We start from the raw sequence: 16,901 nt of genomic DNA, 5'->3' as shown, positions 1-16,901 counted from the left end.
GCTCAACATCATCACGCTTGGTACCACGAAGCAGTACACCCACGTTCTCACCAGCACGACCTTCGTCAAGCAGCTTGCGGAACATCTCAACACCGGTGCAGACAGTCTTGACGGTATCCTTGATACCAACAATCTCAACTTCTTCACCAACCTTGACGATACCGCGCTCTACACGACCGGTAACAACAGTACCACGACCCGAAATAGAGAATACATCCTCAATCGGCATCAGGAACGGCAGGTCAATCGCACGCTCAGGCTCAGGGATATACGAATCCAGAGCTTCTACCAGCTTCTTGACAGCCGTAGTGCCCATTTCGTTATCATCTTTACCTTCCAGCGCCATCAACGCAGAACCAGTAATGATCGGCGTGTCGTCAGCCGGGAAGTCGTACATGCCCAGAAGGTCACGCACTTCCATTTCTACCAGCTCCAGAAGCTCTTCATCGTCGACCATGTCCGCTTTGTTCATGAACACAACGATGTAAGGAACGCCTACCTGACGGGACAGCAGGATGTGCTCGCGAGTCTGAGGCATAGGGCCGTCAGCTGCAGACACAACCAGGATAGCGCCGTCCATCTGAGCAGCACCAGTGATCATGTTTTTCACATAATCAGCGTGACCCGGGCAGTCAACGTGCGCGTAGTGACGCATAGGAGAATCATACTCAACGTGCGAAGTCGCGATGGTTATACCACGCGCACGCTCTTCCGGTGCGTTATCGATCTGATCGAATGCGCTCGCAGAACCCGTGCCCCATACTTCGTGACATACACGAGTCAGAGCAGCGGTCAGAGTCGTCTTACCATGGTCTACGTGACCAATAGTGCCCACGTTCAGGTGCGGCTTATTACGCTCAAATTTAGATTTAGACACAGTTACACCTCTTCCTGTTACTCAAGTCCTGGGTATCAACCCTTTTTAATAATTGCTTCGGCAATATTGCTTGGCGCTTCGGCGTACCGCGAGAATTCCATCGCGTAAGACGCACGACCCTGAGTTGCAGAACGCAGATCAGTCGCATAACCAAACATTTCCGACAACGGAACTTCGGCACGGACAATCTTGCCCGCAACACCGTCATCCATACCCTGAATCAGGCCACGACGGCGGTTCAAATCGCCCACCACGTCACCCATATAATCTTCAGGAGTTACAACCTCAACCTTCATCATCGGCTCCAGTAGAGCCGGGTTCGCTTCCAGAGCGCCTTTTTTCATCGCCATGGAACCCGCGACCTTGAACGCCATTTCGTTGGAGTCCACATCGTGATAGGAACCGTCATACAAGGTTGCCTTGATACCCAGCAGCGGATAGCCGGCCAAGCAGCCGTTCTGCATCTGCTCCGAGATACCCTGCTGAACCGCCGGAATGTATTCCTTCGGAACTGCACCACCTACAATTTCGTTTACGAAGATAAAGTTTTCTGCATCTTCCTGGTCCAGCGGTAGCGGATCAATTCTGACCTTAACGTGACCATACTGACCACGACCACCAGACTGACGAACAAACTTGCCTTCGACGTCCACAGACTTACGAATACACTCACGATAAGCAACCTGAGGCTTACCGATATTTGCCTCAACCTTGAACTCGCGACGCATACGGTCAACAAGAATATCCAGGTGAAGCTCGCCCATACCGGAAATAATGGTCTGGCCGGACTCTTCATCAGTACGCACACGGAACGACGGATCTTCCTGAGCAAGCTTGCCCAGCGCAACACCCATCTTCTCCTGATCCGCCTTGGACTTCGGCTCTACAGCTACCGAAATAACCGGCTCAGGAAATTCCATACGCTCAAGGATGATCTTGTGGTTCTCGTCACACAGAGTATCGCCTGTAGTGACGTTTTTCAGACCGATTGCCGCGGCAATATCACCAGCCAGAACTTCCTTGATTTCTTCCCGGTCGTTAGCATGCATCTGAACCATACGGCCCACACGCTCTCTCTTACCTTTAACCGAGTTATAAACAGCATTACCGGATTCCAGCGTACCCGAGTACACCCGGAAGAAGGTCAGCGAGCCTACGAACGGGTCGGTAGCGATCTTGAATGCCAGTGCCGCAAACGGCGCACTGTCGTCAACCGGACGAGTTTCTTCAGTTCCGTCCTCATCAACTTCACCGCGGATGGCTTTTACTTCATCCGGAGCTGGCAGATATTCAATGACCGCATCCAGAACAGCCTGGACACCCTTGTTCTTGAACGCAGATCCACAGCAAGCCAGTACGATTTCATTGGCGATGGTGCGCGAGCGCAAGCCCTTCTTGATCTCTTCGATGGAAAGCTCACCACCGTCGAGATACTTTTCCATGTACTCTTCATTGGCTTCGGCAGCAGCCTCTACCAACTGTTCCCGGTACTTGGCAACTTCATCTACCATGTCTGCAGGAATATCACCCAACTCGTAGGTCATACCCATGTCATCATTGTTCCAGTAGATCGCCTTCATGCGAAGCAGATCGACAACGCCGTCGAAATTATCTTCAGCTCCGATCGGCAGCTGCAACGGAACAGGAGTCGCACCCAGGCGACTTCTGATCTGCTCTACCACTCGCAGGAAGTCAGCACCGGCACGGTCCATCTTGTTGACGAACACCATGCGTGGAACTTCATATTTATTGGCCTGACGCCATACAGTCTCTGACTGTGGCTCAACACCAGATGAACCGCAGAACACAACCACAGCACCATCAAGCACCCGCAGCGAACGCTCAACTTCAATAGTGAAGTCAACGTGGCCCGGGGTATCAATTACGTTGATACGATGCTCGTCGAACTGCTTGTCCATACCCTGCCAGAATGTAGTAACAGCAGCAGAGGTAATGGTGATACCACGCTCCTGCTCCTGCTCCATCCAGTCAGTAGTAGACGCGCCATCATGAGTCTCGCCCATTTTATGGCTACGACCGGTATAGTAAAGAATACGCTCGGTCGTTGTGGTTTTGCCCGCATCGACGTGCGCACAGATACCAATGTTTCTGTAACGTTTAATCGGAGTTTTGCGTGCCACTGTATAAACCTCGGCTGGTTAGAAACGGAAGTGAGAGAACGCCTTGTTGGCTTCTGCCATGCGGTGTACGTCTTCACGCTTCTTAACAGCGGAGCCTTTGCTGTCAGCGGCGTCAAGAATTTCACCAGCCAGACGCTGCGCCATGGACTTCTCGCCACGCTTCCGTGAAAACTCTACGAGCCAGCGCATCGCCAGCGCATTCTGACGGGAAGGCCGCACTTCGACAGGCACCTGATAGGTAGCACCACCAACGCGACGGGACTTAACCTCAACCATCGGCTGGATGTTCTCCAGGGCCTTCTCGAACATCTCGATTGGCTCTTCATTGGACTTCTCGGCAACGATTGTCAGAGCACCGTAAACAATGCGCTCTGCAACTGCCTTCTTACCGCTCTCCATCACGTGGTTGATGAACTTGGCAAGACGCGCACTACCGAACTTAGGATCCGGGATAATTTCCCGTTTGGCTGCAACTCTTCTTCTAGGCATCGATAAGCCCTTATCTAATTAAAAGGTCTTCAGGAACCCCTGAGATAGCTCATGCTACTCAGCCTTACTCTTACCGTTCTGACAAGCAACGATAAAAGACACCCGCTTGGGATATCAGGACTTGGGACGTTTTGTACCGTACTTGGAGCGACCCTGCCTACGGCTCTGCACACCCTGGGTGTCCAGTGTTCCGCGAACAGTGTGATAGCGCACACCCGGAAGATCTTTTACTCGACCACCACGGATAAGCACAACACTGTGCTCCTGAAGGTTGTGACCTTCACCACCAATGTATGAGGAAACCTCGAAACCGTTGGTCAGTCGAACACGACACACTTTACGCAGTGCTGAGTTCGGCTTCTTCGGCGTTGTAGTGTAAACACGAGTGCAAACACCACGGCGCTGAGGACAAGCCTGAAGAGCAGGAACATCGCTCTTGGCTACCTTGCGTTTACGAGGCTTACGCACCAACTGATTAATCGTTGCCATGTAAGCAAACTCCAAAAAACCATATCAATGAAACTTACCCCCAATGAAGGGGGTAAAATTTAAGGGACGCAAGTTTAAGCCCGCACCCCCTGTCAGTCAAGATGACTGATCTCTTTTTAACCACCTCCGCATAAGTAACTACACGGAGATGGCTCGCCAAACTCAACTTCCGCGGTTGAGTTCTGCGCTCAGTGCTTCTTCAACGTCAGCCGCAGTAACGCCCTGTTGTTCCAGTTCGCGCTTACGTCGACGCTCGGCGTGATAGGCCAGACCGGTACCCGCAGGAATCAGACGACCAACCACTACGTTTTCTTTCAGGCCGCGCAAAAAGTCACGCTTACCGGTTACCGCACCTTCGGTGAGTACCCTGGTTGTTTCCTGGAACGAAGCCGCAGAGATGAACGACTCGGTAGCCAGAGAAGCCTTGGTAATACCCAGCAGCAAACGCTCGAACCTTGCAGGTTCTTTATCGGCAGCAATAGCCGCTTCATTCGCTTCGAGTACCTTGTTGATTTCCACAGAATCTCCGGAAATCAGCTGAGTATCACCTGGATCGGTAATTTCTACCTTGCGAAGCATCTGACGCACAATGACTTCGATGTGCTTATCGTTGATGACAACGCCTTGCAGACGATAAACGTCCTGAATTTCATTGGTGATATACCTTGCCAACTCAACCACACCCAGCAGACGCAAAATGTCGTGCGGATTGGATGGGCCGTCGGATATTACCTCACCCTTTTCAACCGTTTCGCCTTCGAACACGTTCATTTGGCGATGCTTTGGAATCAGAACTTCATAAGGATCTGCATCTTTCGGCGTGATAACCAGACGCTTCTTGCCTTTGGTTTCCTTACCGAAAGAAATCATGCCACTGATCTCAGCCAGGATAGACGACTCTTTAGGCCGGCGGGCCTCAAACAGATCGGCAACCCTTGGCAGACCACCAGTGATATCCCGGGTCTTGGAGCTTGCCTGCGGAATACGAGCAACCACATCACCCAGTTCGATACGGGCGCCATTGGCCATTGTCACCAAAGCGTTGGCCGGCATAAAGAATATCGCCGCGCCACCACCTGGCAGGTCAACGTCATTTCCTGCCTCATCAACCATCTGGATTGCCGGGCGTATATCTTTACCAGCTGCCGGGCGCTCCTTCGGATCGATAATTTCCATTGTCGACAAGCCGGTAAGTTCGTCGGTCTGGGTACGTACAGTAATACCCTGATCCATATTGACGAACTTGGCGGTACCTTCAGCTTCCGCGATAATCGGGTGAGTGTGTGGATCCCACTTGGCAACAACAACGCCCGCCTCAACAGTGTCGCCGTGCTTAACAGAAAGCACAGCACCGTAGGGAAGCTTGTACCACTCACGCTCACGCCCCTGATCGTCTGCAATAGCCAGTGCAGATGAACGGGAAATTACAACCAGAGAACCGTTTGTTTTCTCGAGCGATTTCAGGTTATGCAGGCGTACAGTACCACCGTGCTTGACCTGAATATTATCTACCGCCGAGGCCCGGCTTGCCGCACCACCGATGTGGAACGTACGCATAGTAAGCTGGGTTCCCGGCTCACCGATCGACTGCGCAGCAATAACGCCTACTGCCTCACCAACGTTTACACGATGGCCACGGGCGAGATCACGACCATAGCACTTGGAGCAGATGCCGTGACGGGTCTCACAGGTGATCGCAGAGCGCACCCATACCTCGTCCACACCGGCGCCCTCAAGGGCTTCGATCATTTTCTCATCAAGCAGAGTGCCTGCAGGAACAACGGCGTTTTCTTTATCTATTGGCGTAAACGCATCCCGGGCAGTAACACGGCCCAGAACACGATCACCCAGAGGAACAACCACGTCGCCACCCTCAATGTGCGGCGTCATGAGCAGACCTTCTTCGGTGCCGCAATCCTCTTCAGTAACAACCAGATCCTGCGAAACATCGACCAGACGGCGAGTCAGATAACCGGAGTTTGCCGTCTTCAATGCCGTATCAGCCAGACCCTTACGTGCGCCGTGAGTCGAGATAAAGTACTGAAGTACGTTCAGACCTTCACGGAAGTTCGCAGTGATTGGCGTCTCAATGATAGAGCCATCCGGCTTAGCCATCAGACCACGCATACCCGCCAACTGACGAATCTGAGCTGCAGAACCCCGAGCGCCGGAGTCCGCCATCATATAGACGGAGTTGAAAGACTCCTGCATAAGGTCTTGGCCATCTTCACCTTTAACCGGCTGACCATCCGGACCAAGAACCTTTTCCTTGGCCAGACGTTCCATCATGGCTTTGGAAACCTTGTCATTGGCTCGGGACCAGATGTCGATAACCTTGTTGTACTTCTCGCCCTGAGTAAGCAGACCTGACGCGTACTGGGTTTCGATATCTTTTACTTCCTGGGAAGCAGCATCCACCAGGTCGTACTTCTCTGGAGGAATCTCAAAATCGTTAAAACCGATAGAGATACCGGAAACCGTTGCATACTGATAACCCATATACATGAGCTGATCGGCGAAAATAACCGTCTCTTTCAGCCCTGCATCACGGTAACAGATATTGATAAGGCTCGAGATCGCCTTCTTGACCATAGGCCTGTTGACCAGCTCATATGAGAGACCGTCCGGCACTATATCAAACAGCAATGCGCGACCGACCGTGGTATCCACGATCTTGTACTCTTCCGTACGCTCACCGTTTTCAAGAATAGCCACTTCCTTTACGCGCACCTTGACGATGGCCTGCAGATCTACCTGACCAGCGCCATATGCACGGTGTGCTTCCTTGATGTCGGCAAAGACCATGCCTTCGCCGAGAGCATTCTTACGCTCACGCGTCATGTAATAGAGACCGAGTACTACGTCCTGAGACGGTACAATAATCGGTTCACCATTAGCGGGCGACAGGATGTTGTTGGTAGACATCATCAGGGCACGGGCTTCGAGCTGGGCTTCCAGAGTCAACGGTACATGTACCGCCATCTGGTCACCGTCGAAGTCAGCGTTGTAAGCCGCACAAACCAGCGGATGCAACTGGATTGCCTTACCTTCGATCAGCACAGGCTCAAAGGCCTGAATGCCAAGACGGTGCAAGGTTGGTGCACGGTTAAGCATTATCGGGTGCTGACGAATGACCTCGTCCAGAATATCCCAGACCACACCTTCTTCACGCTCGACCATTTTCTTGGCGGCTTTGATAGTGGTGGCCAGGCCACGATGCTCAAGCTTCGAGAAAATGAATGGCTTGAACAGCTCCAACGCCATTTTCTTCGGCAAACCGCATTGATGCAGACGAAGATAAGGGCCTACAACAATTACAGAACGACCGGAATAGTCGACCCGCTTACCGAGAAGGTTCTGACGGAATCGACCTTGCTTACCCTTGATCATGTCTGCCAGGGACTTCAGAGGACGCTTGTTGGTGCCAGTGATGGCCCGGCCACGACGACCGTTATCCAACAGGGCATCTACTGCTTCCTGCAGCATCCGCTTCTCGTTACGCACGATAATGTCTGGAGCATTCAGCTCCAGCAGGCGCTTGAGACGGTTGTTCCGGTTGATAACCCTGCGATACAGATCATTGAGATCGGATGTAGCGAAACGACCACCATCCAGAGGCACCAGCGGGCGCAGATCCGGCGGCAGAACCGGCAACACGGTCATGACCATATCGCCCGGCTTGTTGCCGGAATACAGGAAGGCTTCAAGAATTTTCAGCCGCTTGCTGAACTTCTTGATCTTGGTTTCAGAGTTGGTTTGTGGGATTTCTTCCCGCAACAAATCAACCTGCTCCTGCAGATCAATATCTTCAAGCAACTGCTTGACAGCCTCAGCACCCATACGGGCATCGAACTCGTCACCGAACTCTTCAAGCGCTTCGTAGTACTGCTCATCGTTCAGCAACTGACCGCGCTCGAGCGTGGTCATGCCCGGATCGATCACAATAAACGATTCAAAGTACAAAACCCGCTCAATATCGCGCAGCGTCATGTCCAGCATCAGGCCAATGCGGGACGGCAGCGACTTCAGGAACCAGATATGAGCAACCGGGCTGGCCAGCTCAATATGACCCATGCGCTCACGACGAACGCTTGCCAGCGCAACTTCAACACCACATTTTTCGCAGATAACACCGCGGTGTTTCAGGCGCTTGTACTTTCCACACAGGCACTCATAATCCTTGATCGGGCCGAAGATCTTGGCACAGAAAAGGCCGTCACGCTCAGGCTTGAACGTACGGTAGTTAATAGTCTCAGGCTTCTTAACTTCGCCAAAGGACCAGGAACGGATCATGTCAGGTGACGCCAAACCAATACGGATGGCATCAAATTCCTTGCTTTGGTTCTGGCTCTTGAGAAGATTCAGCAAATCTTTCATCAGTAAAAGCTCCGGATGGCGTTAATCTCGGGCGGGCACCTCAGGTGCCCGCTCACGCTGCCAAAAACAATTCGGCTCACTCAGATTCCAGCTCGATGTCGATACCCAACGAACGGATTTCCTTGACAAGAACGTTGAAGGATTCCGGCATGCCGGGCTCCATCCGATGATCTCCATCGACAATATTCTTGTACATCTTGGTCCGGCCGTTCACATCATCAGACTTAACGGTGAGCATTTCCTGCAGCGTATACGCTGCACCGTAAGCCTCTAGGGCCCACACTTCCATCTCACCAAAGCGCTGACCACCGAACTGCGCCTTACCACCCAGCGGCTGCTGAGTAACCAGACTGTACGAACCGGTCGAACGGGCATGCATCTTGTCATCGATCAAGTGGTTCAACTTGAGGATATACATATATCCTACAGTCACAGGACGATCGAAAGCTTCGCCGGTACGACCATCGTATAGCTTGGTCTGACCGGTTGTGCTCAGCCCCGCCAACTCCAGCATGTGCTTGACTTCGGCCTCTTTGGCCCCGTCAAACACCGGCGTAGCCATAGGCACGCCTCCACGCAGGTTGTGGCACATCTCCTGAATTTCCTTGTCGCTCAGGGAATCCAGGTCGACCTTGAACACTTCATCCGAGTGGTTATAGATCTCATCAAGCAGCTTACGCAAATCTGCAATCTTGCGCTGCTCATCAAGCATCTTCGCAATACGTTCGCCGAGCCCTTTGGCAGCTGCACCCAGATGGGTTTCAAGTACCTGACCTACGTTCATCCGCGAAGGAACGCCCAACGGGTTCAGAACAATATCGACAGTCCGGCCATCGACGTCATAAGGCATGTCCTCAATCGGCATAACCGCCGAGATAACACCCTTGTTACCGTGACGACCGGCCATCTTGTCACCCGGCTGAATCCGGCGTTTGATAGCAAGATAGACCTTGACGATTTTCAGGACGCCCGGTGCAAGATCATCACCCTGCTGAAGCTTGCCTTTCTTGTCATCAAAGCGCGCATCGTGCTCTTTCTTGCGCTCTTCAAGACCCTGCTCGGATTTCTCCAGCAGTTCGTTAAGGCTCTCATCCTGCATGCGCAGCTTGAACCAGTCTGAACGAGGCAGTTCTGCCAGGTAACCCTCATCAAGGGTCGCGCCTTTTTTAAGGCCCGGGCCACTGATTACAGGCTGATCTTTCAACGCATTCAGGAGACGCTCAAAAGTTGCGCCTTCAACAATACGATACTCGTCCTTCAGGTCTTTGCGGTATTGATCAAGCTGCTCTTTTTCAATTGCCTTGGCGCGCTGGTCTTTCTCAATGCCATCCCGGGTAAAGACCTGAACATCAATAACTGTTCCACGGGTACCGGTAGGTACACGGGAGGAGGTGTCTTTTACATCAGACGCCTTCTCACCGAAGATTGCCCTCAGGAGCTTTTCCTCCGGGGTCAGCTGGGTTTCACCTTTCGGAGTCACCTTGCCCACCAGAATATCGCCAGGGCCTACTTCAGCACCGATATAAACAATACCGGACTCATCCAGCTTGGCCAGGGCGCTTTCACCAACATTCGGAATGTCTGCAGTGATTTCTTCGCTACCCAGCTTGGTATCACGAGCCACACAGGTCAGTTCCTGAATGTGGATGGTGGTCAGACGATCTTCCTGAACAACCTTCTCGGAAATAAGGATGGAATCCTCGAAGTTGTAACCGTTCCATGGCATGAATGCGATACGCATGTTCTGGCCAAGAGCCAGCTCACCGAGATCCACAGAAGGCCCGTCAGCCAGCACATCACCGCGTGCAATGGCATCACCCTGGCGAACAATGGAACGCTGGTTGATACAGGTATTCTGGTTCGAGCGGGTGTATTTAGTGAGATTGTAAATATCCACACCGGCGTCACCCGCCTCTGTTTCCTCATTATTAACGCGGACAACAATACGTGCCGCATCAACACTTTCAATCACACCACCACGACGGGCAGTCACACAAACGCCGGAGTCCTGAGCCACTGTACGCTCAACACCGGTACCGACCAAAGGCACCTGGGAACGCAGTGTAGGAACTGCCTGCCGCTGCATGTTCGCGCCCATAAGAGCCCGGTTAGCATCGTCGTGTTCCAGGAACGGAATAAGCGAAGCCGCTACGGACACTACCTGACGCGGCGACACATCCATGAAATTAACACTTTCAGGAGGCATGACCGTTGTTTCATTCTGATGACGTACAGTAACCAGTTCGTCCATCAGTCGCTTACCATCGTCCATCGCAGCACTAGCCTGGGCGATAACGTAGGTGCTCTCTTCGATAGCCGAGAGGTAAACCAGCTCATCAGTTACAACACCATCTACCACCTTGCGGTAAGGACTCTCAAGGAATCCATAGGAGTTGGCACGGGCATAAGTGGCAAGCGAGTTGATAAGACCAATGTTCGGCCCCTCAGGCGTCTCGATCGGACACACTCGACCGTAATGCGTCGGGTGAACGTCACGAACCTCAAACCCGGCACGCTCACGGGTCAGGCCACCTGGCCCAAGCGCCGAAATACGACGTTTATGAGTAACCTCTGACAGCGGGTTATTCTGATCCATGAACTGGGACAGCTGGCTGGAGCCAAAGAATTCCTTGACGGCAGCCGCAACCGGCTTGGCGTTGATCAGATCCTGAGGCATCAGGCCTTCACTCTCGGCCAGACTCAGACGCTCACGAACAGCACGCTCAACACGAACCAGGCCTACACGGAACTGGTTTTCAGCCATCTCACCAACACAACGGACGCGACGGTTACCCAGGTTATCGATGTCATCGACATTCCCCTGCCCGTTACGGATATCGATCAATGTTTTAAGAACATCGATTATATCTTCGTGAGTCAGCGTTCCTTCACCCGTACTCTCTTCCCGACGCAGGCGACGGTTAAGCTTCATCCGGCCCACTGCTGACAAGTCGTAACGCTCAGCGGAGAAGAAAAGATTGTTAAACAGGTTTTCGGCAGAGTCCTTGGTGGGGGGCTCTCCAGGACGCATCATCCTGTAGATTTCAACCAGAGCCTCAAGCGGGCTACGAGTTGGATCAATACGCAAGGTATCCGACATGAACGGACCACAGTCCAGATCATTGGTATAAAGAGTTTCGATCTCTGTTACACCAGCATCCAGAATCTTGGTCACAACCTCTTCGCTCAGCTCGGCATTACACTCAACCAGAACCTCACCAGTCGCCTGATCAATCATATCCTTGGCCAGAACCCGGCCGTACAGATACTCGGTAGGAACCTCAAGCTCATTGATACCGGCTTTTTCAAGCTGCTTGATGTGACGGGCTGTAATCCGACGACCTTCTTCAACAATCAGCTTGCCGTCGTTATCCTTGATATCAAATGTCGCGATATCACCGCGAAGCCGGCTTGGCACCAGTTCCAGCTTGCAGGTTTCTGCACCCAAAGCGAACTTACTGGTTTCAAAGAACATCTCCAGCATTTGCTCAGAGGTGTAACCGAGCGCGCGCAGGAGGATCGAAGCAGGCAGTTTGCGTCGACGGTCGATGCGGACGAAAACGGAATCTTTCGGGTCGAACTCAAAATCGAGCCACGAACCACGGTAAGGAATCACCCGGGCCGAGTACAACAGCTTGCCAGATGAATGAGTCTTACCTTTATCATGATCAAAGAACACACCGGGAGAGCGGTGGAGCTGGGAAACTATAACTCGCTCGGTACCATTAATAACAAAGGTACCATTCTCGGTCATCAGGGGCATTTCGCCCATGTAGACTTCCTGCTCTTTGATGTCCTTGATCGCCTTGTTGGACGACTCCCTATCATAAATGATAAGGCGGACTTTAACTCTCAGCGGGGCCGCATAAGTCACGCCCCTAAGCTGGCATTCCTTGACATCGAATACGGGCTCACCAATGCGGTAGCTCACGTATTCGAGGGCAGCATTGCCAGAGTAGCTGGCAATCGGGAATACGGATTTGAATGCTGCATGAAGACCGGTTTCCCGACGGTCTCCAGGGGCGGCTTCCATTTGCAGGAAGTCCCGGAATGAATCCAGCTGAATAGACAGCAAATAGGGGACATCCATCACGGAAGGCAATTTACTAAAATCTTTGCGAATCCGCTTTTTCTCAGTATAGGAGTAAGTCATCTGCATTCCCCAGCTTTAGACCTGATACCTGGTATCAAGAAGCAACCAATGTTTTGCTTCGGGGCCGAATTGCTCGGCTTATCGCGCCGTCTTGAACAAAGACTCCGGCAGCCTTTCACAGATCCAATAACAACCTGCAAGTGCCAACCAGACTCTATAGCATATACAACAGAAAAAGGCCGGTGGCACAAAGGCCACCAGCCTGTCTACGCTTGAAGCGCAGTTTCGATCAACAGCCGACTCTTACTTAAGCTCAACAGAAGCGCCTGCTTCCTCAAGCTTGGTTTTGGCCGCTTCTGCGTCGTCTTTGCTCGCAGCTTCTTTAACAGTTGTAGGCGCGCCATCAACCATTTCTTTCGCTTCTTTCAGACCCAGGCCGGTCAGTTCACGAACAGCCTTGATAACGTTAACTTTCTTCTCACCGACACCGGTCAGAACAACGTCAAATTCGGTCTTTTCTTCGGCAGCAGCAGCTTCGCCAGCAGCTGCAGGAGCAGCAGCAACAGCAGCAGCGGCAGATACGCCGAACTTCTCTTCCATTGCTTCAACCAGCGCTACAACGTCCATTACGCTCATTTCTGCAATTGCGTTTAAAATGTCTTCGTTAGACAGAGCCATGACTTTCTCCCAAAAATATAAAAATGGTGTTCAACAGAATCAAGCAGCTTCTTGCTTCTGGTCGCGAACTGCCGCTACAGCGCGGGTCACTTTCGAAGGAACTTCGTTCAGTGTCCGTGCCAGCTTGGTGATTGGTGCCTGTGTTACTGCAGCCAGCATCGTCAACGCTTGATGACGTGTTGGCAGCTTGGCAAGACGATCGATCTGGTCTGCGCTCATCAGCTCACCGCCGACTGCCAGTCCTTTAATCTCGAATGCGTCATTCTCTTTTGCAAAATCCTTCAGCAAGCGTGCTGCTGCGCCAGGATCTTCCATTGAGAACGCCAAAATTGTCGGGCCAACCAAAGCTTCATCAATGCACTCAAACTCAGTACCACGAATTGCAATTTTCGCAAGGTTGTTACGAACAACCCGGAGTTGCACATTCTCGGCACGAGCTTTGGCACGAAGAGCCGTCATGTCACCGGAGGTAACACCACGATAGTCAGCCAGAACAACAGACAGAGCACCACCGGCAGTCTCGTTGACTTCAGCGACGATCGCTTTCTTGTCTTCGAGTCTAATTGCCACTGGATTTCTCCTCGATTTCGCCGGGGGTATTCCCGGCAAACCCATCATTACCCTGGAAGCGACTACAATCTGCTTCCTGAGGGCGCCTTAACGGTGTTTGGGTTCAGAGAGAACGTCTTCACACCGTCTGCGCAGGCGTTGCTTTAACCCTTCCAGTCCGGAGACTTCAGGGGCCTGCGGTCTTTGACAGCCTTGGCTTCCGCCCAGACTACAAAGTAACTACCGACCAAGAGATCAGATTTCCAGACCGCTTTGATCGATAGTCAGGCCAGGACCCATAGTCGAGGAAAGTGTGATCTTCTTGAGATACACGCCTTTCGCCGCCGATGGTTTGGCCTTTTTCAGATCCGCGATCAGAGACTCAAGGTTTTCCTTGATGTTCTGCGCAGAGAATTCAACATTACCCAATGGAGAGTGGATAATACCGTTCTTGTCAGTACGGTAACGTACCTGACCAGCCTTGGCGTTTTTGACCGCAGTCTCAACGTCAGGAGTAACAGTACCCACTTTAGGGTTAGGCATCAGCCCGCGAGGCCCTAGAATCTGACCCAACTGACCAACAACACGCATGGCGTCCGGAGTGGCAATTACCACATCGAAATCCATATTGCCCTTTTTGACTTCCTCAGCAAGGTCGTCCATACCAACAATGTCAGCACCAGCTGCAGTTGCCTTCTCGGCGTTTGCACCCTGAGTGAAGACTGCAACACGAACGGTTTTGCCTGTGCCGTGCGGTAATACTGTACTGCTACGCACGACCTGATCCGATTTACGTGCGTCAACACCCAGGTTGATCGCTACATCCAACGACTCTTTGAACTTTACACTCTGGCCCAACTCAACCAGCAGTGACACTGCCTCATCAATAGAGTAGGAGCGAGTAGAATCTGTCTTTTCAAGAATAAGCTTCTGACGCTTGCTCAACTTGGACATGTTACACGCCCTCCACGGTAAGGCCCATGCTGCGGGCAGTTCCAGCAATGGTACGAACAGCCGCATCCATATCGGCAGCAGTCAGGTCCGGCTCTTTAGTTTTGGCAATTTCTTCAAGCTGTTCGCGAGTAACCTTGCCAACTTTTTCTGTATTCGGACGACCAGAACCGCTTTTCACGCCGGCAGCCTTCTTCAGAAGAACTGGTGCGGGAGGGGTTTTGGTAATAAAAGTGAAGCTACGGTCACTGTATACAGTAATAACAGTCGGAATAGGCAGACCTGCTTCCATATCCTGAGTCTGAGCGTTAAACGCCTTACAGAACTCCATGATATTAACGCCGCGCTGACCCAGGGCAGGACCAACAGGGGGACTCGGGTTGGCCTTACCGGCAGCAACCTGAAGCTTGATATACGCTTCTATCTTTTTAGCCATGATAATACTCCTATGGGTTCAAACGCTTTACAGCTCCCCGTTGCAGACACAAAAAGCCCGCGACACCTGAGCGCGCGAGCATTCTGGTTAAAACCACCAGTCAGTCTTTTTCGACCTGACCAAACTCCAGTTCTACCGGAGTGGAACGACCGAAAATCAGAACAGCGACCTTGACCCGACTCTTATCGTAGTCAACTTCTTCTACCACACCATTGAAGTCCGCAAACGGACCCTCAACAACGCGAACAACTTCGCCTGGCTCAAACAACGTCTTGGGCTTAGGCTTGTCTACACCACTCTCTACCCGACGCAAAATAGCTTCTGCCTCGCGCTCAGTGATTGGTGCAGGCTTATCTTTAGTCCCACCGATAAAACCAAGTACTCGTGGCGTATTTTTTACAAGGTGCCAGGTACCATCGTCCATTTCCATTTGGACAAGCACGTATCCAGGATAAAACTTGCGCTCACTCTTGCGCTTTTTCCCGTCACGCATCTCAACAACTTCTTCGGTAGGAACAAGGATCTCGCCGAACCTGTCCTCCATGCCTTCCAGAGCAATGCGCTCCATCAGAGTGCGCATCACGTGCTTTTCGAAGCCGGAATATGCATGAACTACGTACCAGCGCTTAGCCATTGCCCACTCCTGTTAGCCGATAAATCCGGCGACCAGCAAACTGATTATCGAATCCATACCCCACAACAACAGGGACACAACCAGCACAAAAACTACGACAATAACTGTAGTCTGAACCAGTTCTGGCCTGGTGGGCCACACCACCTTCCGGATCTCAACGCGAGCCTCTTTAAGCAACGTCGCAAAACGCTGCCCACGCGCGGTCTGCAAAGCGACAAAAACTGCCACGATAGCTAGACCAACAAGAGCCAGAACCCGATACAGCAGAGATTCGGCGCTGAAATACTGATTACCTACAACACCTACGGCAATCAGCACAAAAACAACCAGCCACTTCACTACGTCGAAACGACTGTTTGACTGAACGGCTTTTGACTCCATGGGAATCAACTTATGTATCCGGATGTTAAAAAAATGGCAGGCCAGGAGGGAATCGAACCCCCAACCTGCGGTTTTGGAGACCGCTGCTCTGCCAATTGAGCTACTGGCCTGCACCGAAACTACTCAGTGCACTTTCAATCGAGCACTTTACTCGATAATCTTTGCTACCACGCCTGCACCAACGGTACGGCCGCCTTCGCGAATCGCGAAGCGCAGACCATCTTCCATGGCGATCGGAGCGATCAGCGTCACTTCCATCTTCACGTTATCGCCAGGCATAACCATTTCCACGCCTTCCGGCAATTCACAGGAACCGGTTACGTCAGTCGTACGGAAGTAGAACTGCGGACGATAGCCNTTGAAGAACGGAGTATGACGACCGCCTTCATCTTTGCTCAGTACGTATACTTCGCATTCGAACTTGGTGTGCGGCTTGATAGAACCTGGCTTACACAGAACCTGACCACGCTCAACATCATCACGCTTGGTACCACGAAGCAGTACACCCACGTTCTCACCAGCACGACCTTCGTCAAGCAGCTTGCGGAACATCTCAACACCGGTGCAGACAGTCTTGACGGTATCCTTGATACCAACAATCTCAACTTCTTCACCAACCTTGACGATACCGCGCTCTACACGACCGGTAACAACAGTACCACGACCCGAAATAGAGAATACATCCTCAATCGGCATCAGGAACGGCAGGTCAATCGCACGCTCAGGCTCAGGGATATACGAATCCAGAGCTTCTACCAGCTTCTTGACAGCCGTAGTGCCCATTTCGTTATCATCTTTACCTTCCA

Annotated in this window: 13 protein-coding genes and 1 tRNA gene; all 14 read right to left on the bottom strand. The window is 52.1% G+C overall.

All coding sequences use genetic code 11. The features are described 5' to 3' along the window. On the bottom strand, positions 1 to 877 hold an 877-nt coding region (gene tuf, locus CPA50_RS19270), incomplete at its 3' end, for an elongation factor Tu (RefSeq protein ID WP_096784170.1). A 35-nt stretch (positions 878 to 912) separates the two neighbouring features. Continuing rightward, on the bottom strand, positions 913 to 3,018 hold the full coding sequence (fusA, locus tag CPA50_RS19265; RefSeq protein ID WP_096784169.1) for an elongation factor G: 2,106 nt from the start codon (positions 3,016 to 3,018) through the stop codon (positions 913 to 915). 18 nt (positions 3,019 to 3,036) lie between these two features. Beyond that, positions 3,037 to 3,507, bottom strand: coding sequence for a 30S ribosomal protein S7 (gene rpsG, locus CPA50_RS19260; protein WP_096784168.1), 471 nt, complete (start codon positions 3,505 to 3,507; stop codon positions 3,037 to 3,039). Between the two features lie 114 nt (positions 3,508 to 3,621). Continuing rightward, positions 3,622 to 3,996 carry a 30S ribosomal protein S12 gene (gene rpsL / locus CPA50_RS19255; RefSeq protein ID WP_072799863.1) on the bottom strand — a complete coding sequence of 125 codons (375 nt, stop codon included), beginning with the start codon at positions 3,994 to 3,996 and terminating at the stop codon, positions 3,622 to 3,624. Between the two features lie 162 nt (positions 3,997 to 4,158). Then, a complete protein-coding gene (gene rpoC / locus CPA50_RS19250) occupies positions 4,159 to 8,373 on the bottom strand; it encodes a DNA-directed RNA polymerase subunit beta' (protein ID WP_096784167.1) in 4,215 nt (1,404 codons plus the stop codon). A gap of 76 nt (positions 8,374 to 8,449) precedes the next feature. After that, a complete protein-coding gene (gene rpoB / locus CPA50_RS19245; protein WP_096784166.1) occupies positions 8,450 to 12,526 on the bottom strand; it encodes a DNA-directed RNA polymerase subunit beta in 4,077 nt (1,358 codons plus the stop codon). Between the two features lie 243 nt (positions 12,527 to 12,769). After that, positions 12,770 to 13,144, bottom strand: a complete 375-nt coding sequence (rplL, locus tag CPA50_RS19240; protein ID WP_096784165.1) for a 50S ribosomal protein L7/L12 — start codon at positions 13,142 to 13,144, stop codon at positions 12,770 to 12,772. Between the two features lie 39 nt (positions 13,145 to 13,183). Continuing rightward, positions 13,184 to 13,714 (bottom strand): 50S ribosomal protein L10, encoded by a 531-nt coding sequence (gene rplJ / locus CPA50_RS19235; protein WP_096784164.1) that lies wholly within the window; start codon positions 13,712 to 13,714, stop codon positions 13,184 to 13,186. A gap of 234 nt (positions 13,715 to 13,948) precedes the next feature. Then, positions 13,949 to 14,647: a 50S ribosomal protein L1 gene (gene rplA / locus CPA50_RS19230; RefSeq protein ID WP_096784163.1), complete on the bottom strand. Its 699-nt coding sequence runs from the start codon at positions 14,645 to 14,647 to the stop codon at positions 13,949 to 13,951. A 1-nt stretch (position 14,648) separates the two neighbouring features. Beyond that, entirely contained in the window at positions 14,649 to 15,080 is a 432-nt protein-coding gene (gene rplK, locus CPA50_RS19225) for a 50S ribosomal protein L11 (protein ID WP_072799871.1), read from the bottom strand. A 100-nt stretch (positions 15,081 to 15,180) separates the two neighbouring features. Beyond that, complete coding sequence (gene nusG, locus CPA50_RS19220) at positions 15,181 to 15,714, bottom strand: transcription termination/antitermination protein NusG (protein ID WP_096784162.1); 534 nt, start codon at positions 15,712 to 15,714, stop codon at positions 15,181 to 15,183. 12 nt (positions 15,715 to 15,726) lie between these two features. Continuing rightward, entirely contained in the window at positions 15,727 to 16,095 is a 369-nt protein-coding gene (secE, locus tag CPA50_RS19215; protein ID WP_096784161.1) for a preprotein translocase subunit SecE, read from the bottom strand. A 34-nt stretch (positions 16,096 to 16,129) separates the two neighbouring features. Further along, a tRNA-Trp gene (locus tag CPA50_RS19210) sits at positions 16,130 to 16,205 on the bottom strand. Positions 16,206 to 16,242: 37 nt separating this feature from the next. Continuing rightward, the coding region (locus CPA50_RS19205) for an EF-Tu/IF-2/RF-3 family GTPase (RefSeq protein ID WP_264754024.1) at positions 16,243 to 16,901 on the bottom strand (659 nt) is incomplete at its 5' end.

Source organism: Marinobacter sp. ANT_B65 (assembly GCF_002407605.1).
Classification (GTDB): domain Bacteria; phylum Pseudomonadota; class Gammaproteobacteria; order Pseudomonadales; family Oleiphilaceae; genus Marinobacter.
The sequence above is the reverse complement of the archived record's forward strand: the minus strand, read 5'-3'. Positions and strand labels throughout refer to the sequence as shown.